We start from the raw sequence: 26,754 nt of genomic DNA, 5'->3' as shown, positions 1-26,754 counted from the left end.
TCGCTCGCAATGACGGCTTGGCTACAGACGAGCCCGAGCTAGTCCAGCCCAGCCCGCTTCGCCGGCTTTTGCGTTTTCGGCACCGTCACGTCGGGGAGCGTCTCGCGCACGATCTCCGCGGCAGGGGCATCCGCCGCCACCGTGTCGGCGCGCACCGGCGCCACCTTCATCTCGCCGAGCCGTGCGCGGACCTGCGCGGTGAGACCGGGATAGGAGGCGACCGGGGTGAAGTCCGCGGCCTGGTCGTTGCCGACGCGGATGCCGGTATAGGCGACGAGACCGTCGCTGGTGGCGATCACGTCGCCGGGCTTTAGCGACGAGTCCAGCGCCAGATCGACCGGAGCAAGGCCGACCGGCTCGCGGCCGTTGCAGGTGCAGTCGGCGCGCAGCGCCTTGCGATAGGCGAACGCGTTCTCGCTATCGGCATAGCGCTCGCCGGTCTGCGACGCCGCGCCGTCGATCGAGGAGCCGAAATAGATCTTGGTGGCGCTTGCAGGACAGAACGCCTGACACATCTGCGCGGGCGAGGTGAGACCGCGCATCAGCGGAAAATATTTGCCGTCGCAGCTGCGCACGCAGAACGCCGGTCCCGAGCCGCCGGCCGCAGCCGAACGTGTCGGCGGCACGTATGGCGGACTTGCGCCGTTCTGCTGGCCGGTGAATGGATCGGCGTAGGAGCTCGGCTGCTGCGGCACCTCACGCTGCGGCCGCTGCTGCTGCTGCATTCCGCCGAAGAAGAAGTCGAACAGGCCTTCGGCCGAAACCGGGGCCGGAGCCGCAACCAGCGGTGCTGCCAATGTGGCGGCTACGAGCATCGCGCGACGCCACCGGCGCGCATGGGACATGACTGTACGCAAACGCTTACTCCACCCGGCGCTACCCAACCGGCCGGGACCATCAGGTCTCAGCACATGATTCACCATAAGGCGGGATGGTAAATGAGCGGTTGAGGGGGGAGGAGCGGTGTCGCCGGACGGGTGGACCTCGTCCATGGCCGGGCTTGTCCCGGCCATCCAGGATCTCTGGTGCGGCAAAGACGTGGATGCCCGGTCAAGCCCGGGCACGACGGCGGAAAAAGTCTAGCCGCTCAAGCCTTCAAGAACTCCGACGCCTTGTACAGCGAGCGGAACGGCAGCCCGGCCGCGCCAAAGGTGTCGTCGGCGCCTTCCTCGCGGTCGACCATGGTCAGCACCAGCACCACTTCCGCGCCGGTCTCGCGCACCGCTTCCACGGCCTTCATCGCCGAGCCGCCGGTGGTGGTGACATCCTCGACGATCACGACGCGCTTGCCCTCCAGCGTCTCGCCCCTGGGCAGCCCCTCGATCGCGAGCTTGGCGCCATGCTCCTTCGGCTTCTTGCGCACGAAGAAGGCCGCGATGGGATGGCCCTTGATCCAGGAGATCTGCGCCAGCGCGCCGGCCAGCGGCACCGCGCCCATCTCGAGCCCGCCGATGAAATCGAGCTGGTCATCCTTCAGCGCCTCATAGGTCAGCTCGGCGAGCAGGGTCGCACCCTCCGGGTCGAGCATGGTCGGCTTGAGGTTGAAGTAGAAGTCGCTCTTGCGGCCCGACGCGAGCGTCACCTCGCCGCGGCCGAAGGAGCGCCGGCGGATGATCTCGAACAGGCGGGCGCGGGAGGCTGATTTAGACACGGCGGGCCCTCGGGAGCATTTTTGGAGGTGGCGGAATTTATCCGCGACGGCCTCGACATTCCAGAGGGGGCTTCCCCCGTCAACAGGGATCGGCCATCCCGGGCGGCCGGTTGTGGGGGTGCAACGTTCTGGGGTAGGTGGATGCCGGATATCTCGGGCAAGAAAACCTGCAAGAAGGCTGGGCAAGGACACGCGACAAATGACCATCGAGCTGCACACCTGGAACACGCCGAACGGCCGCAAGATCTCGGTCGCGCTGGAGGAGATGGGGCTGCCCTACAAGGTGATCCCGGTGAATATCAGCAAGGGCGAACAGATGGCGCCGGAGTTCCTGAAGCTCTCGCCCAACAACAAGATTCCCGCGATCCTCGATCCCGAGGGGCCGGACGGCAAGCCCGTCAGCATCTTCGAGTCGGGGGCGATCCTGCTGTATCTCGGCGAAAAGACCGGCAAATTCCTGCCGAAATCGCTTTCGGGCCGCATCCCCGTCTATGAATGGCTGATGTGGCAGATGGGCGGCTTCGGGCCGATGCCGGGCCAGGTGCACCATTTCATCGCGCTCGAGGACGAGCAGGACCGCGCCTACGGCCTCAAGCGCTACATGGCGGAGACGCGACGGCTCTACGGCGTCCTCGACCGCCGGTTGGAGGCTCGCGATTTCGTGGCCGGCGAGCTCTCGGTTGCCGATTTTGCCATCCTGGGCTGGGCCTGGCGTCACCCTCGCCACAAGGTTGACCTGGCCGACTTCCCCAACGTCAAGCGCTGGTACGAGGCCCTGATGGCGCGCCCCGCGGTGAAGCGGGGCATGGAGGCGAAGCTGGATTGATCTTTCTCTCCCTCTCCCCGCAAGCGGGGAGAGGGGAAAATCACACCTTCCGCGCTTCCACCGCCATCCGCACCGCAAGCCCGGCCAGCACCGTGCCCATCAGCCAGCGCTGGACCAGCATCCAGCTTGGCCGGCTTGCGAGAAACAGCGCGATCGACCCGGCCGCGAGCGCGATCATCGCATTGACGCTGACGCTGATCGCGATCTGGATCGCGCCGAGCACCACTGACTGCGCCAGCACGCTGCCGGCGGTGGGATCGATGAACTGCGGCAGCAGCGCGAGGTAAAGCATCGCGATCTTCGGGTTGAGCAGATTGGTGACGAACCCCATCGCGAACAATTTGCGCGGGCTGTCGATCGCAAGCTGCTTCACCTGGAACGGCGAGCGCCCGCCCGGCTTCACTGCCTGCCAGGCCAGCCACAACAGATAACCCGCGCCGGCAAAGCGCAGCGCGTCATAGGCGAAGGGAACGGCGAGCAGCAGCGCCGTGATGCCGAATGCCGCGCACAGCATGTAGAACACGAAGCCGAGCGCCACGCCGCCGAGCGAGACGATGCCCGCCGCAGGCCCTTGCGTGATCGAACGCGAGATCAGGTAGATCATGTTCGGCCCGGGCGTGAGCACGAGGCCGAGGCAGACGAGAGCGAAGCCGAGCAGGGCGGAGGCGTGGGGCATGGCTGAACCGGTGCGGGAGACGGCTCGATTTTAATATGCGAGGCCTCGCCGTGCCATCGCGCAATTGCACGGAGGACAATTCTGACCTGTGTCTCTCTCTCTATAGGTCGTCCCGGCCCCCGTGCGGGCGCACTTGGCCGGGACGACACTCAAAGTTTGGAAGGAGCGAAGTGAAGACGTAGCGTCAATGTGCCTCGTCCCAATTGTTCGCTGCGCGTGCATCGACATGCAGCGGCACCGAGAGCAGCACGGCCGGGAACGGCGCGTCCTGCATCACGTGCTGCACGACGGGGAGCGTCGCCTCGACCTCCGCGTCCGGCACCTCGAAGATCAGTTCGTCGTGCACCTGCAGCAGCATCTGCGCCGACAATTTCTTCTGGACCAAGGCATCCTCCATCCGCGTCATCGCGCGGCGGATGATGTCGGCGGCGGTGCCCTGGAGCCGGGCGTTGATCGCGGCGCGCTCGTTGAAGGCCCGCACCGAGGCGTTCGAAGCCTTGATGTCGGGATAGTACATCTTCCGTCCGAACAGCGTGGTGACGTAGCCGTGGCTCCGGCAGAAGTCGCGCGTCTCGTCCATGTAGGCGCGGATGCCGGGGAAGCGTTCGAAGTATTTCTTGATGTAGGCGGAGGCCTCTTCGCGCGCGATGCCGAGCTGGTTGGCGAGGCCGAACGCCGAAATGCCGTAGATGATGCCGAAATTGATCGCCTTGGCGCGGCGCCTGATTTCGCTCGGCATGCCCTTGATCGGCACGCCGAACATTTCCGATGCCGTCATGGCGTGAATGTCCAGACCGTCGCGGAACGCCTGCTGCAGCACGGGAATGTCGGCGATCTCAGCGAGCAGCCGCAGCTCGATCTGCGAATAGTCGGCGGAGACGAGCTTGTGCCCTGGCGTTGCGATGAAGGCGCGCCGGATCTTGCGTCCGTCCTCGGTGCGCACCGGAATGTTCTGCAAATTCGGCTCGTTCGACGACAGCCGGCCCGTCGTGGTCGCGGCCAGCGCGTAGGTCGTATGGACGCGGTGGGTCTGGGGATTCACGTAGGTCGGCAACGCGTCCGTGTAGGTCGATTTGAGCTTCGAGACCTGGCGCCACTCCAGAATCTTCTTCGGGAGGTCGTGGCCCTGCTCGGCGAGCTCGTCGAGCACCTGAGCGGTGGTCGACCACGCGCCGGTCTTGGTCTTGGTGCCGCCCGACAGTCCCATCTTGCCGAACAGGATGTCGCCGATCTGCTTCGGGCTGCCGACATTGACCGGCTCGCCCGCGATCTGCTGGATCTCGGCTTCGACACGGGCCGCAGTCTGGGCGAAGTCGCCGGAGAGACGCGACAGCACCTGACGATCGATCGAGATGCCGCGCCGCTCCATGCGTGCGAGCACCGCGACCAGCGGGCGTTCCAGCGTCTCGTAGACCGTGGTCATGTGCTCGGCGATGAGGCGCGGCTTCAGCACGCGCCAGACGCGCAAGGTCACGTCGGCGCCTTCCGCCGACAGCGACGCGGCCTTGTCGATCGGCACCTGGTCGAACGTGATCTTGCCCTTGCCGCTGCCGAGCAGCTCGTTGTCTTTGAGCATCGCGTGACCGAACCAGCGCTCGGACAGTTGCTCCAGCGCGTGCGAGCCGCGGCCGGCATCGAGCACGTAGGAGATCAGCTGCGCATCATCGGTGTTGCGCAGTGTGATGCCGTGCTGCGCCAGCATCACCGCGGTGAATTTGACGTCGAAGCCGATCTTGAGAATGCCTGGTGATTCCAGCACCGGCCGCAACGCTTCGATCGCATCAGTGTGCTTGACCTGGTCGGGCGCGAGGCCCGCGTCGAACAGGCCGGCGCCGCCGCCGGACTGCTTGTGCGCCAGCGGCACGTAGCAGGCCTCGTTCGGCGCCAGCGCCAGCGCGATACCGCAGAGGTCGGCCTGCATCGGATCGATCGAGTTTCCCCGGATCTCGACCGCGACATGGCCGGCATCGTGAATGCGCGCGATGAACGCGTTCAATTCCGCGAGCGTCTTGATGGCCTGGTACTTGCTGCGGTCGACCGGAAGCTTGCGCAAAGCCTCTTCCCGCGCGGCGGCGAGCGAAATCGGCGCGCCCTTCGGACTCGCGGCCTTGTCCTCCTTGCTCGCCGAAGGGTTGCGCTGGCCCACCGGAACTTGCGCCGGCGCGCCGGGTCCCGGGGCCGGCACGACGTCCGAAGGCGGCAGCGGCGAGAAGACGCTGGCGCCGCTGGAATAGCCGGGATCTGCATCGACGTTGGCCGGGTCAATCTGCGAGAATTCGGCGACGCGGCGCGTCAGCGTGGAAAACTCCATCGCCTTCAGGAACGCGATCAGCTTGCGCGCATCGGGCTCGTGGACGGCGAGATCGTCCAGGGGGACTTCGAGGTCCACCTTGTCGTCGAGCAATACGAGCTGCCGCGAGATGCGCGCCTTCTCAGCGTTCTCGATCAGCGCCTCGCGCCGCTTCGGTTGCTTGATTTCGGTGGCCCGGAACAGCAGTTGCTCGAGATCGCCATATTCGACGATCAGCTGCGCCGCGGTCTTGATGCCGATGCCGGGCACGCCAGGAACGTTATCGGTGGAATCGCCGGCCAGGGCCTGCACTTCCACCACCTTCTCCGGCGGCACGCCAAACTTCTCGATCACCTCGGGGATGCCAATGCGGCGGTCCTTCATGGTGTCGTACATGGTGACGCAGTCGGTGACGAGCTGCATCAGGTCCTTGTCGGAGGACACGATTGTCGCGCTTGCGCCGCGCTCGCAGGCTTGCCGTACATAGGTCGCAATCAAATCGTCGGCCTCGAAGCCCACCTGTTCCAGGCAAGGCAGGTCGAAGGCGCGCACCGCCTCGCGGATCAGCGAAAATTGCGGGATCAGATCGTCCGGGGCCGGCTGCCGGTGTGCCTTGTACTCAGGATAGATCTTGTTGCGGAAGGTGATTTCCGACTTGTCGAAAATGATCGCCAGATGGGTCGGCCGGTTGTCCTCGGGCATCTCGCGCAACAGCTTCCACAGCATGTTGCAGAAGCCGAGCACGGCATTGACCTGCAAGCCGTCGGACTTGCGGTTCATCGGCGGCAGCGCATGGTAGGCGCGGAAGATGTAGCCGGAACCGTCGACCAGGAAGACATGGTCGCCCTTGCCGGCCGCCTTCGCGGCAACGGGCTTGGCAGCAGCTGTCGCCGCAGCGGGCTTGGTTTCGGCGGCCTTGGGCGCGGCAGCCTTGGTGTCAGCTTGGGCGGTGGTCTTTGGGGAGCTCTTGGGCATGGCCGCAATGTATGAATTTTTGCGGGATTTGACAGCCTTAGGAGGTGGATTTTTGGCTTGCGGATGCCGCTATCCCCACTGTCATTTCCCGCATCCCCCGCTGTCATTCCCCGCGACGGCGGGGAATCCAGTACGCTGCGGCTTCTCCGTATACGACTGCTGCCCTCTGGAATACTGGATCCCCGCCTTCGCGGGGATGACAGCAGAGTATCACTCCGCCGCCTGCAACACCGCGCTTGTCTTCTTCGGCGCGATCCAGAACGCATCGGGCCGCTCGAACAGGAAGTTGCCGCCAAGGCGCAGTGCGATCTGCCAGATTGCGAGCGAGCCGATCACGCCGGCGATGGTCACGATCAGCGACACCGCACCGATGTCGGGAATGATGCCCGTGCGCAAGAGCAGCGTCCGTGTCGCCGCCATCGGCAGGAAGAAGGCGAGATAGATCACGATCGAATGCTCGCCGCAGAAGCGGAAGACATTCAGCCATTGCACGCGCGCGAGCAGCGTGCCCATCGTGATGATGGCGCAGGCGCCGGCGAAGCCGAGCACGAGCGATACGATTTTCCATTCGCTGGCGCCGAGCGCAACGAGGCCGGCATTGACCAGCACCCATGTCGCGAGCGCTGTCAGCGCCCATGCCGGATGATTGCGCGCGCGGTCCGACAGCGCGAACACGTAGGGCGCGAACAGATAGCCCGAATAGAAATAGATGAAGCGCGCGCAGAACTCGTCGATCGCGGTCCAGCCGGTCGAAATGCGCGCCGTCTCCAGCGCGGCCGCGACGAGCCATATCGCGGGCTGCGGCATGCGCCGTGTCAGTTTTGTGACGACGAAGAAGATCGGCAGGAGGTAGATGAACCATAGCGTGCCGAACGGCTCGACGAAGGATTCCAGATATAGCAATCCGGCGTCGCGCCAGCTCGTTTCCGCTGCGAATGCGGGGGCCTTGAAGCCGAACTGGATTGTCACCCAGACGACATAGAAATAGGCGAAATGCACCATCTTGCGGTCGAGATAGGTTCGCCAGTCCCGGTCGATCACCAGTGACAGGAACAGACCCGAAATCAGGAAGAAATCCGGCATCCGGAATGGCTTCGCGAAGGCCACCAAAACATGCATGAAACCGGTCTCGCCGGCGGCAAGCTCGACCCCCAGCACCGAATGCATCATCACGACCATGACGATGCAGATGCCCTTGGCGTAATCGACCCAATCGACGCGCGCAGCAGCCGGGGCCTTGAGTCCCCCGCTCGCGGCGATTGTGCCTGATGGTGCCATGGTGTCTCTTTTCGAGGCGTGTTCCGCCAGCATCTGTGTGAACGCGGAGCAGTTTGCCGCCTTGCGGCTTACGATTTCTTTACTGGTACAATTGCTGTGCCGTTTTTTGCACGCGGGCTGTTCCCTCACCCCGGGAAAATGCTAAACCGCCGTGGAATTGGGGTTGTGTTAACCAAGCCAAACAGGGTTTTTCATGCGCATTGCTATGATCGGCACGGGCTATGTGGGACTGGTGTCCGGAGCCTGCTTTGCGGATTTCGGCCACGACGTCATCTGCGTCGACAAGGACGAGAAGAAGATCGCGGCCCTTCATCGCGGCGAGATCCCGATCTACGAGCCTGGGCTCGACGAGCTGGTGGCGACCAACGTCAAGGCCAAGCGGCTGGAGTTCACCACCGATTTGTCCAAGCCGGTTGCGGATGCCGATGCTGTCTTCATCGCGGTCGGCACGCCGTCGCGCCGCGGCGACGGCCATGCTGATCTGTCCTACGTCTATGCCGCTGCGAAAGAGATCGCGCAGTCGCTGTCCGGCTTCACCGTCGTCGTGACCAAGTCGACCGTTCCGGTCGGCACCGGCGACGAGGTCGAGCGCATCATCGGCGAGACCAATCCCAAAGCCGACGTCGTCGTCGCCTCGAATCCCGAATTCCTGCGCGAGGGCGCGGCGATCCGCGACTTCAAATTCCCCGACCGCATCGTCGTCGGCACCTCCGACGAGCGCGGCCGCAAGGTGATGAGCGATATCTATCGTCCGCTGTCGCTGAACCAGGCGCCGCTGATGTTCACGGAACGCCGCACCGCCGAGATGATCAAATACGCCGCCAACGCCTTCCTCGCGACCAAGATCACCTTCATCAACGAGATCGCGGACCTCTCCGAAAAGGTCGGCGCCAACGTGCAGGAGGTCGCGCGCGGCATTGGCCTGGACAACCGCATCGGCACCAAGTTCCTGCACGCCGGTCCGGGCTTCGGCGGCTCCTGCTTCCCAAAGGACACCAAGGCGCTGATCAAGATCGCGCAGGACTACGACGTGAGCTTGCGCATCGTCGAATCCGTGCTCGCGGTCAACGAGAACCGCAAGCGGGCGATGGCGCGAAAAGTGAGCCAGGCGCTCGGCGGCTCGCTGCGCGGCAAGACCATCGCCGTGCTCGGGCTCACCTTCAAGCCCGACACCGACGACATGCGCGACGCGCCGTCGATCCCGCTGGTGACCGGCCTGATCGACATGGGCGCGAAGGTGAAGGCCTTCGATCCCGTCGGCATGGAGCAGGCGAAGACTGAGCTGCCCAGCATCACTTATTGCGAAGACGCCTATTCCTGCGCGGAAGGCGCCGATGCGATCGTGATCGTCACCGAATGGGTGCAGTTCCGTGCGCTCGACCTCGACCGGCTGAAGGCAACCATGGCACAGCCCGTCATTGTCGACTTGCGCAACATCTACCGCCCCGAGGAGATGGCTGCGGCCGGCTTCGTCTATGAGAGTGTTGGACGGCCGCCGGTGCAGGGCTAGCGATCCGACCTCGCAACGATTCCGTCATGGCCGGGCTTGTCCCGGCCATCCACGTCTGTTTTCTAGTGTGACGACGTGGATGCCCGGCGACTTCCGTGCGAAGACGCGCTTCGCGCTTTTTGCTCGGGCGTGACGAATGGACAGGCCTTGCCCCTCAGTTTCGACACGCCCCTCCCGATCGATGCCGTGCTCGACGACCTCTCGCGCACGCTGGAGGCGCATCATGCCGCCGTGCTGGTGGCCCTCCTGGCGCCGGCAAGACCACGCGCGTGCCACTGGCGCTGCTCGATGCCCCCTGGGCCAAAGGCAAGAAGATCATCGTGCTGGAGCCGCGGCGCATCGCGGCGCGCGCCAGCGCCGACCGCATGGCCAAATCACTCGGCGAACGCGCCGGCGAGACTGTCGGCTATCGCGTCCGCTTCGGCTCGAAGATCTCGCGCGCGACCCGCATCGAGGTGGTGACGGAGGGCATCTTCACCCGCCAGATTCTCGACGATCCCGAACTGTCGGGCATCGCCGCCGTGCTGTTCGACGAATTCCACGAGCGCTCGCTCGATGCCGACATGGGCCTGGCGCTGGCGCGCGACGCGCAGCTGGGCTTGCGCGAGGATTTGCGCATCCTCGTGATGTCGGCAACGCTCGATGGCGCCCGCGTGGCAAAATTGCTGGGCGAAGCGCCCGTCGTCGAAAGCGAGGGCCGCGCCTTTCCGGTCGAGACGCGCTATCTCGGCCGCAAGGCTGACGCGCCGATCGAGCGGCAGATGGCGGATGCGATCGCCTCGGCGCTGCGGGCCGATGCCGGCTCGGTGCTGGCGTTCCTGCCGGGCGCCGCCGAAATCCGCCGCACCCAGAATTTCCTCGCCGAACGCATACACGATTCCAGCATTGAAATCGTGCCGCTGTTTGGCGCGCTCGACGCCGCCGTGCAGGATCGTGCCATCTCGCCGGCGCCCAAGGGCACGCGCAAAGTGGTGCTGGCGACCTCGATCGCGGAGACCTCGCTCACCATCGAGGGCGTGCGCATCGTGGTCGATTCCGGTCTCGCCCGCGTGCCGCGCTACGAGCCCGACATCGGCTTGACCCGGCTCGAGACCGTGCGCGTCTCCCGCGCGGCGGCGGACCAGCGCCGCGGCCGCGCCGGCCGCACCGAGCCCGGTGTCTGCTACCGGCTCTGGGACGAACCTCAGACAGCCTCGCTAGCGCCCTACACCCAGCCCGAGATCCTCAGCGCCGATCTGTCCTCGCTGGTGCTCGATCTCGCGCAATGGGGCGTCGCCGATCCTGCCGCGCTGTCGTTTCTCGACCCGCCGCCGCAGCCGGCCTGGAAGGAAGCAAAAAGCCTGCTCTCCGAGCTCAACGCGCTCGATGGCGATGGCCGCATCACCGCGGAGGGCAAGAGCCTGCGCGCGCTGGCGCTGCCGCCGCGGCTCGCGCGCATGATCGTGGATTCTGCACCGTGCCGGCGAAGGCGAGGCCGCCGCCGAGATCGCGGCCATCATCACCGAGCGCGGGCTCGGCGGCGACAGCGTCGATCTCGAGCACCGGCGCGATCAGTTCCGCCGCGACCGTTCCCCGCGTGCCGCAAGCGCGCGCGACCTCGCCCGGCGCTGGGCTTCGCAGGTGGCGGCGTCAGAGAAGGCGGCGACCGCAGAAGGTGACCTCTCGACCGGCCTGATGCTCGCCTACGCCTTCCCGGATCGCGTCGCGCGCAACCGCGGCAATGGCAGCTTCGTGCTCGCCAACGGCCGGGGTGCTGCGGTGGATCAGACCTCGTCGCTCGCGCGCACGCCTTATATCGCGGTCGGCGAGATGACCGGCACGGCGGCGAGCGGGCGCATTCTGCTCGCGGCGCAAATCTCGCAGGACGAGATCGAGCGGCATTTCGCCGAGCATATCGAATCCGTCGAGGAGATCTCGTTCGATCGCGGCGCGATGGCGCTGCGGGCGCGCCGCAAGCGCGCGCTGCACGCGATCACGCTCTCCGAGGCGACGCTCGCCGTGTCGCCCTCGGGGGACACTGCGCGCATCTTCGCCGACGGGTTGATCGCCGCCGGACTCGACCGGCTGCCCTGGTCGAAGGTAGCCAAACAATGGCGCGATCGCGTGATGTTTTTGCGCAGGGCCGAAGGCGACAGCTGGCCCGATCTCTCGGACGACGGATTGATCGCGCGGCGCGACGATTGGCTGGTGCCGGCGCTCTACGACAAGATCGCGCTGAAGGATATTTCCGCCGGCGATCTCTCCGACGCGTTGATGGCTTTGTTGCCGTGGGAGATGCGCGCGCGGCTCGACCGCGAGGCGCCGACGCATTTCGAGGCCCCGACCGGCAGCGTGCTCGCGATCGACTATGAAGCCGAGCAGGGGCCGACCATCGCGGTGCGGCTGCAGGAATTGTTCGGCCTCAACACCCATCCCTCGATCGCCGCCGGCAAGGTGCCGCTGGTGCTGGAACTGCTGTCGCCGGCGCAGCGCCCGGTGCAGGTGACGCGCGATCTCCCCGGTTTCTGGCGCGGCAGCTACAGTGCCGTGCGATCCGATTTGCGCGGCCGCTACCCGCGCCATCCCTGGCCGGAAGATCCGGCGAATGCGCTGCCGACCCGGCGGGTCAAGCCGCGCGGGACGTGAGGCGCAAGAAGACCCTCATGGTGGGGAGCGCGGCCCGCCCTTCACGGGCATCCTTCGAGACCCGCTCCTATGGAGCGCTCGTTAATCCAAGCACGGCACCGACCTCTAGCTGCCGCCGGAGTGGGGCTGTTTATCGCGGTAAATGGCGGCTCTGAGTTCGTCAATGAGTTATCATTTATGCGCTGCGGAGGCGCTCCGAACGAGCAAAAGCGTCACAAGCTCTCAGGATGAGGGTCTCACAAAATTGCATTCTGCCCGGAAATCGCTATTTTCCGCGGCCCGGAGGCCCCTTAGATGTCTGTTATCGATCTTGCCGCGAATCCGAGCGATCTGCGTGCGCTCGCCGAACAATCCAACGCCTGGCCGTTCGAGCAGGCGAAGGCCATTGTCGCGCGGCTGAAGAAAAAGCCCGAAGGACGAGGTGCTGTTCGAGACCGGCTACGGGCCATCAGGCCTGCCGCATATCGGCACCTTCGGCGAGGTCGCGCGCACCTCGATGGTGCGGCACGCTTTTCATGTGCTGACCGAGAACAAGATCAAGACCCGCCTGCTCGCGTTCTCCGACGACATGGACGGGTTTCGGAAAGTGCCCGACAACGTCCCCAACAAGGAGATGCTGGCCGCGCATCTCGGCAAGCCGCTGACGCGGGTGCCGGATCCGTTCTCCAACGAATACCCGTCGTTCGGGCACCACAACAATGCGCGGCTGCGCGCCTTCCTCGATCATTTCGGCTTCGACTACGAATTCGCGAGCTCGACCGACTATTACACGTCCGGCCGTTTCGACGCGACGCTGCTCAAAATGCTCGCGGCCTACGACAAGGTGATGGCGATCATCCTGCCGACGCTCGGTCCCGACCGCCGCGCGACCTATTCGCCGTTCCTCCCCATCAGCAAGACCACGGGTGTCGTGCTGCAGGTGCCGATGATCCGCCGCGACGTTGCGGCCGGCACGGTGACCTACCTCGATCCCGATACCAACCAGGAAGTCGAGACGCCGGTCACCGGCGGCAACGTCAAGTGCCAATGGAAGGCCGATTGGGCGATGCGCTGGGTCGCGCTCGGCGTCGATTACGAGATGGCCGGCAAGGACCTGATCGACTCGGTCAAACTCTCCGGCGCGATCGCCAGGGCGCTCGGCGCCACGCCGCCGGAGGGCTTCAACTACGAGCTCTTCCTCGATGACAAGGGCCAGAAGATCTCGAAGTCGAAGGGCAATGGGCTGACCATCGACGAATGGCTGCGCTACGCCTCGCCGGAATCGCTGTCGCTGTTCATGTATCGCGAGCCGAAGGCGGCCAAGCGGCTGTATTTCGACGTCATCCCGCGCAATGTCGACGACTACCAGCAGTTCATCGACGGCTTTGCGAAGCAGGACGCCAGGCAGCAGCTCGGCAATCCGGTCTGGCATGTCCACAATGGCCATCCGCCGAAGTTCGACATGCCCGTCACGTTCCAGCTCCTGCTGACGCTGGTGTCGTCGTCGAATGCGGAGAATGCCGAGACACTGTGGGGTTTCATTGGTCGCTACCGACCCGGTGTGAGCCCGCAGACGCATCCCAAGCTCGACGCGATGGTCGGCTATGCCATCAACTATTATCGCGACTTCGTCGCGCCGACGAAGACGTTCCGCGAACCGACCGAGACCGAGCGCGCGGCGCTGCAGGATTTGCGGGATGCATTATCGCAGCTTCCGCAGGACGCCTCGGCCGAGGACATCCAGAACGTCGTCTACGAGATCGGCCGCCGCGAGCCGTTCCTCGACCAGGTCAAGAAGGGCAAGGACGGCCGTCCGGGCGTGACGCTCGACTGGTTCAACATGCTCTACCAGGTGCTGCTCGGCCAGGAAAAGGGCCCGCGCTTCGGCTCCTTTGTCGCGGTGTATGGCGTGCAGAACGCGGTCAACATGATCGACGGCGCGCTGGCGCGGAGTGCGTGAGAGCTACGGAACTGAGTTGTAGGCGCGACCTATCTCCCCGATTCGTCCTGGCGAAAGCCAGGACCCATAGCCACCGCCGGATGTGGTTACGGAGACTCGGAGTGGCCAATTGGTGCCACAACTTCTCCCGGGGTAATGGGTCCTGGCTTTCGCCAGGACGACACCGAAGCCTCACTGGCTTGCCCACACGATCCGCGCGATCCACACCACCTCGCTCGCCGCCATCCTGCGTTCGGCCTGCGTCGCATCGAGCGGCTGCAAATCCAGAGCCTTTGCGGTGCGGCGCTTCAGCGTCGCCACCGTCAGCTCGCCCGCGTTGGTCTTCACCACCACGCGATCGCCTTTGTGGATCGGCGCGCCAGGCGCGACCAGGATGATGTCGCCGTCGCGATAGGCGGGCGCAAGCGCTTCGCCGGACATCTGCAGCGCGAAGCTATGGTTGCCCTCGAAGGCGGGAAGGGCAAATTCGGTCCAGCCCTTGCCGACGGGAAAGCCGGACTCGTCGAAGGCGCCGCTCGCGCCCGCCAGCGCGAAGCCGAGCAGCGGCACCGAACGGCCGCCGCCTGCCTCGTCGCCGACCAGCCTGGCAAAAATGTCGATCGACGAATCTGCCGCCGCCAGCGCTTTCGCGATCGATTCGGTCGAGGGCCAGCGCTCGCGGCCGTCGGAGGTAACGCGCTTGGACTTGTTGAAGGTGGTGGGATCGAGCCCGGCGCGCTTGGCGAGGCCGGACGGCGACAGGCCGGCACGCGCCGCCAGCCGATCCAGCGCGCCCCAGATCTGGTCGTGGGTGAGCATCCTCTGCGCTTTGGCCTGCCTGACCATGGAAGGTCCAGCCCGTCGCAACTCAGGAAAACTATCCTCAAATCAATCGGTTTTCCGTTTTCGGTGCAAGAGGCGGCGTCTAAGTCTTGAGTTCGGCAGGGGTGGCCTTTACGGTCCCGCCCGGGATTTAACGACCCACGAGAGACGAAAATCCCCAGGAGACTCAAAGAGCTGTCTCCCCGGGCAAACAGGGCTGCGTAAGCGGTGGTCAAGATCTACAAAATCTGTCCGGCCTCGGCCTGGCGCGAGGCGGAACGGCAGGGCGTTTATCGCGGCAGCGCGGACGATTCGCGCGACGGATTCATCCATTTCTCGACCGCCGCCCAGGTTCCCGAGACCCTGCAGAAGCATTATGTCGGGCAGCGCGCGCTGTTCCTGGTCGAGGTCGACGGCGATGCGCTCGGCAGCGCGTTGCGCTGGGAGCGCTCGCGCAATGAGGAGCTGTTTCCGCATCTCTATGGCGAGCTCGATCTCGGCGCGGTGATGGCTGTGATGAACCTCAACACGCGCTCCGACGGCGGCCACGATGTTCCGGAGCTTGCCCCGTGATCCGCGCTTTCGACGCTCTCTCGCTGCCGGTGCTGCGTTGGCTCGATCCGGAGGATGCGCATCGCCTCGCGATCCAGGGCCTGCGCTTCCTGCCGCCGGGCAAGCCGCACGCTGACGATCCCAAGCTTGCGGTGCGTGCGTTCGGGCTCAACTTCCCCAATCCGATCGGCATGGCCGCGGGCTTCGACAAGAGCGCCGAAGTGCCGGATGCGCTGCTGCGGCTCGGCTTCGGCTTCGTCGAGATCGGCTCGGTGACGCCGAAGCCGCAAAGCGGCAATCCGCGACCGCGGCTGTTTCGTCTGGAGCGCGACGAGGCCGTGATCAACCGCATGGGCTTCAACAATGACGGTGCGGAGACAGCCCTGCGCCGGCTTGCGGCGCGCGCGCAGCACGGCGGCATCGTCGGCGTCAATGTCGGCGCCAACAAGGATCTGCCCGATCGGGTCAATGATTACGTCAAGCTGATCGAGACCTTTGCGCCGGTCGCGAGCTATTTCACCGTCAACGTCTCCTCGCCGAACACGCCGGGCCTGCGCAATCTGCAGGAAGGCGCGCTGCTCGACGATCTCCTCGCCAGGGTGATCGACGCGCGCCAGCGGGTGCGCGAGAGCGCCGGCGACACGCCGGTGCTGCTCAAGATCGCGCCGGATTTGAGCCTCGCCCAGCTCGACGACGTCGTGCAGGTCGCGCGCTCGCGCCGGGTCGATGGCATGATCGTATCGAACACCACGATCGCGCGGCCGAGTACGCTGCGCGAGGAGATGCGCGCCAAGGAGCAGGGCGGCCTGTCCGGCCGGCCGCTGTTCCGGCTGTCGACGCGGATGGTCGCGGAGACCTATGTGCGCGTCGAGGGCGCATTCCCCCTGATCGGTGTCGGGGGGTGGACTCGGGCGGCGCCGCGCTGACGAAGATCCGCGCCGGCGCGAGCCTGATCCAGCTCTATTCGTCGCTGGTCTACAAGGGCCTCGGCATCGTCGACGAGATCAAGCGTGACCTCGCCTCGACCCTATTGCGGACGGGGCGGGATTCTCTCTCCGAGATCGTCGGCTCCGACGCCGCCACGCTGACGGCGGAAGACTGGCCGGGGATGTAGGCGGTCTCGTGCCCCGAGCGCAGCGCAGCACGTTAGTGATGCACTGCTGAACCGGGGCCCACGCTCGCGGCATTCTGGGTCCCGGCTCCGCGCAGCAGCGTTTCACCCTGCAGCGTGTCCGGGACACGAGAGCTACGACCTCGAAAACGTCTTCCTGTACAGCGCCGGATAGCGCGCGGCCTGCAAGCCGCCGCGCGAGACGTAGGAGGCGATCAGCGCGCTCCACAGCCCGGCATTGCCGAACGATTGCAGCGCCCAACATGTGGCGAGGAAGATCGCGAGCGAGGCCAGCATCAGATTGCGCATCTCACGCGCCCAGGTCGCGCCGATATAGATGCCGTCGAAGCCGAAGGCGAACACGCCGGGAATCGGCGCGAGCACGACGAACGGCAGGAATTCCCGCGCGCCGCGACGGACGCTTTCGCTCGCCGTCATGAAATCGATTAAGTTCGGCCCGAATACCGCGAATAGCGCGGACACGACCAGCGCGAAGCCGAGCCCCCATAGCAGCACCAGCCGGGTCTAATCAGCAAATCCCCTGGCGTCGCGTGCGCCGAGCGTACGGCCGCAAAGCTGCTGGGCTGCGTTCGCTAGACCATCGAGAAAGAAGGCGCTGACCAGCAGAAAATTGTTGAGCACGGAATTCGCGGCCAGCGTGACGTCGCCGGCCCGCGCGCCCTTGGCGGTGAAGAACAAGAACACGGCGATCAGCGCCGCGGTACGGATCAGGATGTCGGAATTCACGGCCAGCAGCCGCATCAGCTTGGCCCGGTCGAACAGCTCTGCGTACGGCACCGCGAACCCACCGTCCGCATAGCGGCGGCAGACGATCATGCCGAGGCCGAATCCGGCCGCTTCAGACAGCAGCGCTGCGATCGCAGCACCTGCGATCCCGGTGTCGTAGACCAGCACCAGCAGGATCGTCGCCGCCGCGTTGACGAGATTGATGACGATTTGGAGCGCGAGCGCCGGGTTGGCGCGAGCCTGGCCGACCAGCCAGCCCAGGATAACATAATTGACGAGCGCCAGCGGCGCCGACCAGATCCGGATCACGAAGTAGGTTTTCGCCGCGCGCGTGACGCCTTCGCTGCCGCCCATCAGGTCGAACAGCACGGTGGCCAGCGGCAGTTGCAGCGCGATCAGTGCTACGCCGATCAAGCCGGCGACGATGAAGCCGCGCACCAGGATCGCGGTCAGCTCGCGCGTCTCGCCGGCGCCGAGCGCCTGCGCCGTGAAGGCGAGCGTGCTCATGCGCAGGAAACCGAACAGCCAGAACAGGCAATCGAAGATGACGGACGCGATGGCGACGCCGCCGAGCAGCGCGGCGTCGTCCAGCCGTCCGATCGCGGTGGTCGAGACCACGCCGATCAGTGGCGTGGTGAGGTTGGCGACCATCGCCGGGCCTGCGATGGCGAAGACCTGACGGGAACCGATCTTCAAGTGAACGGGTGCGTGCATGTCAGAACACGAGCACCATGCCGTCTTCGGCGGCGAGATGGGCGATGTCGTCGAGGCGCGACAGCACGTCTTCGCTCATATGGGTGAGCACGAGGCGTTTTGCGCCGATTTCGGGAAGGTGCTGTTCCAAGGTCGTCAGGCTGAGGTGATTCTTGACCACCTTCTCGTACATATAGGCTTCGGCGATGAAAAGGTCGGCGCCATGCGCCAGCGGAATGAGCGTCTCCGTCCATTCGGTATCGGCGCTGTAGGCCAGCGTGCGACCCTCGGCTTCGACGCGATAAGCGAGGAACGGTCCACCGGATTCGCCGTGCACGACGGGATAGGGCGTCACCGTCACCGCGCCGAAGCTTTGGCTCTGCTCGGGCGCGAGCTCGACGACGGACAGCTCGAAGCGCTGTTTCGTCTTCGAGGAGTGCTCGAACAGAGCCTCCATCACCTCACGCAGCCGCGTCTCGATGCCTTTGGGGCCGGCGATCGTGAGCGGCCGCGTCCGCCGCGAGAATTGTGCGTCGAGCAGGACAAACGGCAGCCCGGCAAAATGGTCGCCGTGGAAATGCGTGATCAGGATGAGATCGATCTCATTGCGGTCGATCTCCAGCCGCTTCAGTGCCGGCAAAGCCGACGCGCCGCAATCGATCAGGAAGTTGGCTTCGCGCCCCGAGACGTGGAAGCAGGTATTGAGCCTGCCGCCGGATCCGAAGGCGTCGCCGCAGCCGACAAAGCGCAATTGCATCGGCCGCCAGCTCCAAATCCTTTACCTGCGTGGCGCGCCGAAAACGCGCATCAGCAGCCAGATCGGAATCACGATGACAGCGCCGAGCAGGAAGTAGCGCCACAGCCAGTTCACGGTATCGAAGCCGAGATCCCACAAACGCTGGAACAGAAGACGAATGCTTAAGATGATATTCCAGGGGTCGAAGCCGATCGCCGCCAGCACGACGCCGACGAGGATCGAGAGCAGCACCAGGCGAAACGCGACCGCCAGCGGCGAGCCGCCGAGAAAGCGGTGCAGGCCGTCACTGCGGCCGGCCGGCAAATCTCTGACGTCGTGGGCCATCTCAAACTCCTCAGGGGATTCGACCTATCATAGGGCAAGGCGGGGACATGGGGAACCTGTGAGGGGGCGTCAATCGGCTTACGGGATTTTAATTCGGGCAAGCACACGCCCGGGGCTTCTTAAGCCTCAACCTCGGCCGCCTCCGCTTTCAGCATCTTTTCCAGCGTTTCCAGCCGGTCGGCCTCCCGCGGCGGCTTGTCCCAGCGCAGCCGGCTGATGCGGGGAAAGCGCATCGCGACGCCGGATTTGTGCCGTGGTGAGCGCTGCAGCCCCTCGAAGGCGACCTCCAGCACCAGCCCCTTGTCTGGCTCGTGCACGACGTGGCGGACGGGGCCGAATTTTTCGGTGGTATTGCGACGCACGAAGCGGTCGATCTGGAGCAGCTCCTCGTCCGTGAAGCCGAAATAGGCTTTTCCGACCGGCACCAGTTCGTCACTGCCCGGCCCTGCGGTCCAAACGCCGAAGGTGTAGTCGGAATAGTAGGACGAGCGCTTGCCGTGGCCGCGCTGCGCATACATCAGCACGGCGTCGATGATGTGCGGATCGCGCTTCCATTTCCACCATTGTCCCTTCGGCCGCCCCGGCAGATAGGGTGCGTCGCGCCGCTTCAGCATCACGCCTTCGACGGCGTCCGCGTCCTCGCCCGCACCAGCGCTGGCGGGATCGGCGCGTGCTGCGGTCAGCGCCTCCCAGCTTGCGAAGGCGACGGTGGGCGACAGATCGATGCGGGGATCGTCGAGCTTACCGATGAAGGTCTCCAGCCGTTCGCGCCGCTCCGCGAAAGGCAGCTCGCGCAAATCGTTCTCGTCGTCGCCGAGCAGATCGTAGGCGCGCAGATGAATCGGAAATTCCTTGATCAGCTTCGGAGACACGACCTTGCGGTTGAGCCGCTGCTGCAGAAAATTGAAACTTTGCACGCGCCCTTCGCGCAGGATCAGAAGCTCGCCGTCGATGGCGCCGGGCAGCCGCAGCGACGGCACGAGGTCCGGAAAGCTCCCGGTGATGTCCTCGCCGGTGCGCGAATAGAGCCGAGCGGTGATGTGGCCGTGCTCGTCGCGGCCGGCCACCGCCTGCACGCGGATGCCGTCCCATTTCCATTCGGCGATGTAGTCGGCGGGATCGAGTGCAGCGAAATCGGTGTCCTCGATCGCATGCGCCAGCATGACAGGACGGAACGGCGCGGGATCGCGATTGACTGGCTTGTCGCCGCGGCCTTCCAGCCAGGCGAACAGGTCGAGATAAGGCGGCGCGAGACCGGGCCAGATCAGCTCGACCTCATGCGGGTCCTTGTCGCCGAGCGCGGCGGCCGCGGTCTTTGCCAGGCGCGCGGAGATGCCGATGCGCAGCGCGCCGGTGACGAGCTTCAACAGCGCCCAGCGGCCGGTCTCATCCAATTCGTCGAGCCAGCGCTCGAGCTGCTTCGGCAGCTCGGTCTTGCCGAGGGTGCGCAGGGTGGTGACCACCTCGGTGAGGGTTGGGGGAGGTGGGTTGTTGTGGACACCCACGGCCTTCGGCCACATCAGCGCGATTGTCTCGGAGAGATCGCCTACATAGTCCCAGGATAGGCCGAACAAGACCGGGTCAGTTCGCTGGGCGATAAGATCGCGCAGCAGAGAAGGTTTTGCGTGCTTGAAACTCAGCGCACCGGTCAGCGCGGCCAGCGCGTAGCCGCGATCGGGATCGGCGACCTCGCGAAAATAACTCGTGATCAGCCGCAGCTTGTTGTTGCGGCCGGGTTCGTAGGCGAGGCGGTCGAGAAGTTCGGCGAAGCGGTTCATGCTTCGGCCTCGTCAGCGAGCGGCGTCTCGGTCTCCTCCTCGTCGCCATAGCCGACGAGATCGAGCGGCCGCGACCGCAAACCCTTGCTTTGGCACCAATGCACCAGCGCGTCTTCCTGGCCATGGGTAACCCAGATCTCGCCGGCACCGGTCGCGGCGATCGTGGCGGTGAGGCCGTCCCAATCGGCGTGATCCGAGATCACCAGCGGCAGCTCGATGCCGCGTTGCCGCGCGCGGGCGCGCACCCGCATCCAGCCAGAGGCGAATGCCGTGACGGGATCGGGAAACCGGCGGGTCCAGAGATCGGATGTTGCAGAGGGCGGCGCCAGCGTGATGGTGCCGGCGAGCGCCGCCTTCTTGACGCCCTTCGCCGGCCGCAACTCGCCGAGCTCGATTCCGCGGCTCTGATAGTAATGCGTGATCTTCTCCATCGCGCCATGCAGATAGATCGGCGCGTCGTAACCCGCTTGGCGCAGCAGAGCGATCACGCGCTGCGCCTTGCCAAGCGAATAGGCGCCGACGAGATGCGCGCGCTCCGGAAATAGCGCCACCGACGCCAGCAGCTTCTTGACCTCGTCGGCCGCATCGCCATGGCGAAACACCGGCAGGCCGAACGTTGCCTCGGTGATGAAGACGTCGCAGCGTACGAGCTCGAACGGCGTGCAGGTCGGGTCGGGCGCATCCTTGTAGTCGCCGGAGGCGACGATGCAGGTGTCCTTGCAGGTGACCGCGACCTGCGCCGAACCGAGCACATGGCCGGCCGGGTGAAACTTCGCGCTGACGTCGCCGAGCCGGATCTCCTCGCCATAGTGGATTGCTTGGGTGGAGCCGGCAAAATTCTCGCCATAGCGCAGCCGCATCATGTCCAGCGTTTCCTGCGTCGCCAGCACCGCGCCGTGGCCGGCGCGGGCATGGTCGGAATGGCCGTGGGTGATCACGGCCCGCTCGACCGGCCGGACGGGGTCGATATGGAAGCCGCCCGGCTTACAGCATAGGCCGGCGGCAACTGGCAGCAGGATGTCTTGCGGACGCATGCCTGTTATATAGGTCGCGACCCCGCATCTTCGAGTCATCACCGCTTCGTTCCCTGGTTCCCACAATGCCCCTGCGCTTGTTCCTGACCTCCGGCGATCTCATGGCCGACCGCCGCTTCGAGTTCGCGCGCGACCTCCAGCTCAAGGGCGATCTGGCGGCCGCCGCCGACCTGCTGGAGCAGACCATCGAGATTGCGCCGAATTTCACCTCGGCCTGGTTCACGCTCGGCGAAATCCGCGCGCAACTCGGCGAGCGCGACAAGGCCATTGCGGCCTTTCGCAAATCGCGCGAGTCCGACCCGAGCGATCAGCATGGCGCTCATCTGCATCTGATACGCCTCGGCGATGCGCAATTGTCCGAGATGCCCAAGGCCTATGTGCAGGCCTTGTTCGATCAATACGCCCCGCGCTTCGAGCACGTGCTGATCAACGATCTCGGCTATCGCGCGCCGTCGCTGATCTTCAAGGCGGTGGTGGCTGCCCGCGTCGCCGCGAAGAAGCCCGCCCTGTTCAAGCGCGCCATCGATCTCGGCTGCGGTACGGGGCTCGCGGCCGCCGCCTTCGCCAAACAGGTCGACCAGTTCATCGGCATCGATCTGTCGCCCGGCATGGTCAAGGAGGCGCGAGCCACCGGCCTCTATGCCGAGCTCGAAGTCGCCGACATGATCGAAGGCCTGCGCAGCAGGAGCGAGGCGAGCGCAAACCTCGTCGTCGCTGCCGATGCGTTCGTCTATCTCCCCGATCTCGCACCGGTGCTCGGCGAAGCCAGGCGCGTGCTCGCGCCCGGCGGCGTGCTTGCGTTCACGCTGGAGACCCATGACGGCAGCGGCATCGTTCTCGGCGAAGGCCTGCGCTATGCCCATTCGGCGGAATATGTGCGCGATGCGATGGCGAAGGCCGGCCTCAAGCTCCTCACATTGGAGCAGGCCTCGCCACGCACCGAGAACAACGAACCGGTGGGCGGCCTCGTCGTGGTCGCCGAGAAAACTTGAGTTTAGGCGCTATAAGCGGCGCTTTAAGCGTCATTGCGTCGCAAAGCCGCGACTTCCCACTTGCGAGCCGTGCGGCGATGCCAGCACAATGCGCGCACCAGGGAGAAACAAACAATGACCAGGAATCCATCGCGGCGCGATTTCAGCGCCGCCGCGCTCGCGACCATCGCGGCCTCCACCTTGCCCGCGCCCTATGTCTGGGCCGCGGAGAAGAAATACGATTCCGGCGCCAGCGACACCGAGATCAAGATCGGGCAGACCGTGCCGCATTCCGGCCCCGGCTCGCTCTACGGCGTGCTCGGGCGCGTCGGCGAGGCCTATTTCCAGATGCTGAACGAAAAGGGCGGCATCAACGGACGCAAGGTCAAATTCCTCACCATGGATGATGCCTACAGCGCGCCGAAATGCGTCGAGGCGACGCGGCGCCTGGTCGAGCAGGAGGAGGTGCTCGCGCTCTACGGCTCGCTCGGCACCGCGCCGCAGACCGCCGTGCACAAATACCTCAACTCGAAGGGCGTGCCGCAGTTGCTGCTCAACACCGGCGCGTCGAAGTGGAATAACCCGAAAGAGTTCAAATGGACGATGGCGGGCTTGCCGCTCTATCCGACCGAGGCGCGGATCCTGGCGCGGCACGTCGTCAGCGTGAAGCCGAACGCGAAGGTCGGCATCCTGTACCAGAACGACGATTTCGGCCGCGACTTCCTCGGCCCCTTCAAGAAGGTTCTGGAAGACGCCGGCGGCACCGCCAAGGTGATCATGGAGCAGACCTACGATCTGACCGATCCGACGGTCGATTCCCAGCTCATCAACCTCTCGAAGTCGGGTGCGGACGTCTTCTACAACATCTCCACCGGCAAGGCCTCGTCGCAGTCGATCCGGAAAGTAGCCGAGCTCGGCTGGAAGCCGCTGCAGCTGCTGTCGGCCGGCTCGACCGGCCGCTCCATCCTCAATGCCGCGGGCCTCGAGAACGCCGCCGGCATCGTCGCCATCCGCTACAACAAGGAAGTCGGCCTGCCCAAATGGGAGAAGGACCCCGACGTCATGGCGTTCGAGGAGCTGCGCAAGAAGTACACGCCGGCGATCGATCAAGACAACACCATCGCCTTCGCCGGCTACGGCCAGGCCGTCACCATGGGCGAGATCCTGCGCCGCTGCGGCGACGAGCTCACCCGCGCCAACGTGCTGAAGCAGGCTTCCAACCTCAAAGGCTTCCACTCGCCTTATTTCCTCGACGGCGTCACTTACGACTACACGCCTGACGATTACACGCCGATGAAGACGCTCTTCATCTCCACCTTCACCGGCAAGGACTGGGACATCTCCGACAAGCCGATGTCGGAGTAGGGGCGCTTTCTTCTCCCCTTGTGGGAGAAGATGGCGCGAAGCGCCGGATGAGGGGGCTTTCTCCGCGTACTCGAACGATGCTCTTTCGCGGAGAGATACCCCTCACCCGTCTCGCCGCTTCGCGGCGATCCACCCTCTCCCACAAGGGGAGAGGGAACGGCAGTATCGCCCTCGTCGTTCACCCCCTCGACGAACCCGTCCCCACGGCTTACCTGTGATGCCGTGCCGCCCCGCATCCGCAAAATCCCGGTCGAACCTGCCGCGCTGCTGCCCGACCGCTTCAAGGCGTGGTTCGCGGCCCGCGGCTGGTCGCCGCGCGCGCATCAATTGGCGCTGCTGGAGAAGGCGCGCGAGGACCGATCCGCATTGCTGATCGCGCCCACCGGCGCCGGCAAGACGCTGGCGGGATTCTTGCCGACGCTGGTCGAGCTGAGCTCCGCGCCCAAAGCTTCGGCGAAATCGGTGATCTCCACCGGCCGCAGTCTGCAACGCACCGGCGGCCTGCACACGCTCTACATCTCGCCGCTCAAGGCGCTCGCGGTCGATATCGCGCGCAACCTCGAGCGCCCCGTCGCCGAGATGGCGCTGCCGATCAAGATCGAGACCCGTACCGGCGACACGCCGACGTCGCGGCGGCAGCGGCAACGGCGCTATCCGCCGGACATTTTGCTGACGACGCCGGAGCAGCTTGCGCTGCTGCTGTCCTCCGACGACGCGCCGTTCCTGTTTTCCTCCTTGAAGCGCATCGTGCTCGACGAGCTGCACGCGCTGGTGACGTCCAAGCGCGGCGATCTGCTGTCGCTTGGACTCGCGCGGCTGTGGCGGTTGGCGCCGCAGATGCGGGCGATTGGCCTGTCGGCGACCGTGGCCGAGCCTGAATCGCTGGCGCGCTTCCTGGTGCCGCAGCCCGGCGGCAAGGAAGCGGCGGCCGACATCGTCCTTGCCGGCGGCGCCGCACCGCCGCTGGTCGAGATGATGGACACGCGCGAACGCCTGCCCTGGGCCGGCCACAGTGCGCGCCACGCACTTCCCGAGATCTACGAGCTGATCAAGGCGAACAAGACCACGCTGGTTTTCGTCAACACCCGCAGCCAGGCCGAGATGCTGTTCCAGAATCTCTGGAGCATGAACGACGACAATCTTGCCATCGCGCTGCATCACGGCTCGCTCGACGTCGCCCAGCGCCGCAAGGTCGAAGACGCGATGTCGGCGGGCAAACTGCGCGGCGTGGTCTGTACCTCCTCGCTCGATCTCGGCGTCGACTGGGGCGACGTCGATCTCGTCGTCAATATCGGCGCGCCCAAGGGCTCCTCGCGCCTGATGCAGCGCATCGGCCGCGCCAACCACCGGCTCGACGAAGCCTCGCGCGCGGTGCTGGTGCCCGCGAACCGATTCGAGGTGCTGGAGTGCCGCGTCGCGATCGACGCCATCGCGGAGAATGCGCAGGACACGCCGCCGCTGCGCCTGGGTGCGCTCGATGTGCTGGCCCAGCACGTGCTCGGCTGCGCCTGCGGCGAGCCGTTTTTCTCCGACGAGCTTTACGGTGAGGTCCGCACCGCCGCGCCCTACGCCGATCTCACGCGGCAGGACTTCGACGACGTGGTCGATTTCGTCGCCTCCGGCGGCTACGCGCTGAAGACCTATGAGCGTTTCGCGCGGATCAAGCAGGACAAGGAGGGACGCTGGCGCGTCGCCAATCCCAGGGTGCGGCAGAGCTACCGGATGAATGTCGGCACCATCGTCGAGGACGACATGCTCAAGGTGCGGCTGGTGCGCTCGCGCGGCGGAGGTCAAGGAAAAGCAGGCGGGTCGACCGGCGTGATCGCGCGCGGCGGCAGGCTGCTCGGCGAGATCGAGGAAGCCTTCATCGAGGGTCTCAGCCCGGGCGACACCTTCGTGTTCTCAGGAGAGGTGGTGCGCTACGAAACCCTGGTCGAAGACCAGGTCTATGTCTCGCGCGCCAACGACAAGGACCCGAAGGTGCCGTCCTATATGGGCGGCAAGTTTCCGCTCTCGACCTATCTTGCCGAACGGGTTCGCCGCCTGCTCGATGACGGGCGCGCGTGGGGCGCCTTGCCGGAGCAGGTGCGCGACTGGCTGTCGCTGCAAAAGGACGTCTCGCGCGTGCCGGCGGTGCGCGAGCTGCTGGTCGAGAGTTTTCCCCGCGCCAACAAGCATTACGTCGTCTGCTATCCCTTCGAAGGCCGTCTCGCGCATCAGACGCTCGGCATGCTCTTGACGCGCCGGCTGGAGCGCGCCCGCGCCCGGCCGCTCGGTTTCGTCGCCAATGAATATGCGATCGCGGTCTGGGCGCTCGGCGACATGTCCTCCATGATCCGGGACGGCAGGATCGACCTCGACGCGCTGTTCGATCCCGACATGCTCGGCGACGACCTCGAAGCGTGGCTTGCCGAATCCGCGCTGATGAAGCGCACGTTCCGCAATTGCGCGATCATCTCCGGCCTGATTGCGCGGCGGCACACCGGTGAGGAGAAGAGCCGCCGTCAGGTGCTGTTCTCGACCGATCTCGTTTACGACGTCCTGCGCAAGCACCAGGCCGATCACGTGCTGTTGCGCGCCGCCCGTGCCGATGCCGCCACTGGCCTGCTCGATCTGCGACGCCTCAGCGACATGCTCACCCGCATCCGGGGCCGCATCACGCATCGGGAACTCGACCACGTCTCCCCGCTCGCCGTCCCCGTGATGCTGGAAATCGGCCGCGAGTCAGTCTATGGCGAAGCTGGAGACGAGCTCCTGGCGGAGGCCGCCGACGAGCTCGTCAAAGAGGCGATGGGATAACAGCAGGTTTTGACGTGGGGGCAGGCGCGCTGGTTTCAGGGGATATCGAGGA

General features: G+C 65.4%; 16 protein-coding genes and 4 pseudogenes. 9 read left to right on the top strand and 11 right to left on the bottom strand.

Going from position 1 to position 26,754, the window contains the following annotated elements; genetic code table 11:
* Positions 1-38: 38 nt before the first annotated feature.
* Together AB3L03_RS15025 and pyrE are read right to left on the bottom strand one after the other, a co-directional pair.
* Positions 39-815 carry a DUF2865 domain-containing protein gene (locus AB3L03_RS15025; protein WP_083926594.1) on the bottom strand — a complete coding sequence of 259 codons (777 nt, stop codon included), beginning with the start codon at positions 813-815 and terminating at the stop codon, positions 39-41.
* A 272-nt stretch (positions 816-1,087) separates the two neighbouring features.
* A complete protein-coding gene (gene pyrE / locus AB3L03_RS15020) occupies positions 1,088-1,651 on the bottom strand; it encodes an orotate phosphoribosyltransferase (protein WP_018460046.1) in 564 nt (187 codons plus the stop codon).
* A gap of 199 nt (positions 1,652-1,850) precedes the next feature.
* Between pyrE and AB3L03_RS15015 the strand changes: the two genes are divergently transcribed.
* Positions 1,851-2,477 carry a glutathione S-transferase family protein gene (locus AB3L03_RS15015; RefSeq protein WP_368508853.1) on the top strand — a complete coding sequence of 209 codons (627 nt, stop codon included), beginning with the start codon at positions 1,851-1,853 and terminating at the stop codon, positions 2,475-2,477.
* A gap of 40 nt (positions 2,478-2,517) precedes the next feature.
* On the opposite strand, the gene AB3L03_RS15010 is transcribed toward AB3L03_RS15015, so the two are convergent.
* The 3 genes from AB3L03_RS15010 to AB3L03_RS15000 form a co-directional block, all read right to left on the bottom strand.
* Complete coding sequence (locus tag AB3L03_RS15010) at positions 2,518-3,153, bottom strand: LysE family translocator (RefSeq protein WP_085351997.1); 636 nt, start codon at positions 3,151-3,153, stop codon at positions 2,518-2,520.
* Positions 3,154-3,337: 184 nt separating this feature from the next.
* The gene (gene polA / locus AB3L03_RS15005) at positions 3,338-6,418 is read right to left on the bottom strand and encodes a DNA polymerase I (RefSeq protein ID WP_085358612.1); all 3,081 of its coding nucleotides are present in this window, start codon (positions 6,416-6,418) and stop codon (positions 3,338-3,340) included.
* Positions 6,419-6,628: 210 nt separating this feature from the next.
* Positions 6,629-7,696, bottom strand: a complete 1,068-nt coding sequence (locus AB3L03_RS15000; protein ID WP_026233930.1) for an acyltransferase family protein — start codon at positions 7,694-7,696, stop codon at positions 6,629-6,631.
* A gap of 193 nt (positions 7,697-7,889) precedes the next feature.
* Here AB3L03_RS15000 and AB3L03_RS14995 point away from each other — a divergent pair, with 193 nt between their 5' ends.
* From AB3L03_RS14995 to AB3L03_RS14985, 3 genes and pseudogenes are all read left to right on the top strand, one after another.
* Positions 7,890-9,206: a UDP-glucose/GDP-mannose dehydrogenase family protein gene (locus AB3L03_RS14995; protein WP_018460041.1), complete on the top strand. Its 1,317-nt coding sequence runs from the start codon at positions 7,890-7,892 to the stop codon at positions 9,204-9,206.
* A 147-nt stretch (positions 9,207-9,353) separates the two neighbouring features.
* A pseudogene (hrpB, locus tag AB3L03_RS14990) lies at positions 9,354-11,831 on the top strand (ATP-dependent helicase HrpB).
* Between the two features lie 294 nt (positions 11,832-12,125).
* A pseudogene (locus AB3L03_RS14985) lies at positions 12,126-13,770 on the top strand (lysine--tRNA ligase).
* A gap of 171 nt (positions 13,771-13,941) precedes the next feature.
* Here the strand turns inward: AB3L03_RS14985 and AB3L03_RS14980 are convergent.
* Positions 13,942-14,595, bottom strand: a complete 654-nt coding sequence (locus AB3L03_RS14980) for a helix-turn-helix transcriptional regulator (protein ID WP_018460038.1) — start codon at positions 14,593-14,595, stop codon at positions 13,942-13,944.
* A gap of 204 nt (positions 14,596-14,799) precedes the next feature.
* On the opposite strand from AB3L03_RS14980, the gene AB3L03_RS14975 reads away from it, so the two are divergent.
* On the top strand, positions 14,800-15,144 hold the full coding sequence (locus AB3L03_RS14975) for a DUF952 domain-containing protein (protein WP_018460037.1): 345 nt from the start codon (positions 14,800-14,802) through the stop codon (positions 15,142-15,144).
* Positions 15,141-16,237: pseudogene (locus tag AB3L03_RS14970) on the top strand (quinone-dependent dihydroorotate dehydrogenase). The gene AB3L03_RS14975 and the pseudogene AB3L03_RS14970 overlap by 4 nt, the downstream one beginning before the upstream one ends.
* A gap of 132 nt (positions 16,238-16,369) precedes the next feature.
* Here the strand turns inward: AB3L03_RS14970 and AB3L03_RS14965 are convergent.
* The 5 genes and pseudogenes from AB3L03_RS14965 to AB3L03_RS14945 all read right to left on the bottom strand — a co-directional run bounded on the left by AB3L03_RS14965 (position 16,370) and on the right by AB3L03_RS14945 (position 21,567).
* Positions 16,370-17,695: pseudogene (locus tag AB3L03_RS14965) on the bottom strand (MATE family efflux transporter).
* A 1-nt stretch (position 17,696) separates the two neighbouring features.
* Positions 17,697-18,431 (bottom strand): MBL fold metallo-hydrolase, encoded by a 735-nt coding sequence (locus tag AB3L03_RS14960; RefSeq protein WP_018460034.1) that lies wholly within the window; start codon positions 18,429-18,431, stop codon positions 17,697-17,699.
* A gap of 21 nt (positions 18,432-18,452) precedes the next feature.
* A complete protein-coding gene (locus AB3L03_RS14955; protein WP_018460033.1) occupies positions 18,453-18,755 on the bottom strand; it encodes a DUF6460 domain-containing protein in 303 nt (100 codons plus the stop codon).
* Positions 18,756-18,874: 119 nt separating this feature from the next.
* Complete coding sequence (locus tag AB3L03_RS14950) at positions 18,875-20,533, bottom strand: ATP-dependent DNA ligase (RefSeq protein ID WP_018460032.1); 1,659 nt, start codon at positions 20,531-20,533, stop codon at positions 18,875-18,877.
* Positions 20,530-21,567 (bottom strand): ligase-associated DNA damage response exonuclease, encoded by a 1,038-nt coding sequence (locus AB3L03_RS14945; RefSeq protein ID WP_018460031.1) that lies wholly within the window; start codon positions 21,565-21,567, stop codon positions 20,530-20,532. Before AB3L03_RS14945 ends, AB3L03_RS14950 begins: the two co-directional genes overlap by 4 nt.
* Before the next feature lie 65 nt (positions 21,568-21,632).
* Here AB3L03_RS14945 and AB3L03_RS14940 point away from each other — a divergent pair, with 65 nt between their 5' ends.
* The 3 genes from AB3L03_RS14940 (at position 21,633) to AB3L03_RS14930 (ending at position 26,702) form a co-directional block, all read left to right on the top strand.
* The gene (locus AB3L03_RS14940) at positions 21,633-22,559 is read left to right on the top strand and encodes a methyltransferase domain-containing protein (protein WP_018460030.1); all 927 of its coding nucleotides are present in this window, start codon (positions 21,633-21,635) and stop codon (positions 22,557-22,559) included.
* 114 nt (positions 22,560-22,673) lie between these two features.
* Positions 22,674-23,903 carry an ABC transporter substrate-binding protein gene (locus tag AB3L03_RS14935; RefSeq protein WP_085384950.1) on the top strand — a complete coding sequence of 410 codons (1,230 nt, stop codon included), beginning with the start codon at positions 22,674-22,676 and terminating at the stop codon, positions 23,901-23,903.
* 222 nt (positions 23,904-24,125) lie between these two features.
* Positions 24,126-26,702, top strand: coding sequence for a ligase-associated DNA damage response DEXH box helicase (locus AB3L03_RS14930; protein WP_018460028.1), 2,577 nt, complete (start codon positions 24,126-24,128; stop codon positions 26,700-26,702).
* Positions 26,703-26,754 lie beyond the last annotated feature (52 nt).

The organism is Bradyrhizobium lupini, assembly GCF_040939785.1.
Classification (GTDB): Bacteria; Pseudomonadota; Alphaproteobacteria; order Rhizobiales; family Xanthobacteraceae; genus Bradyrhizobium; species Bradyrhizobium canariense_D.
Note: the sequence above shows the minus strand (reverse complement) of the source record. Positions and strands in the feature narration are given on the sequence as shown.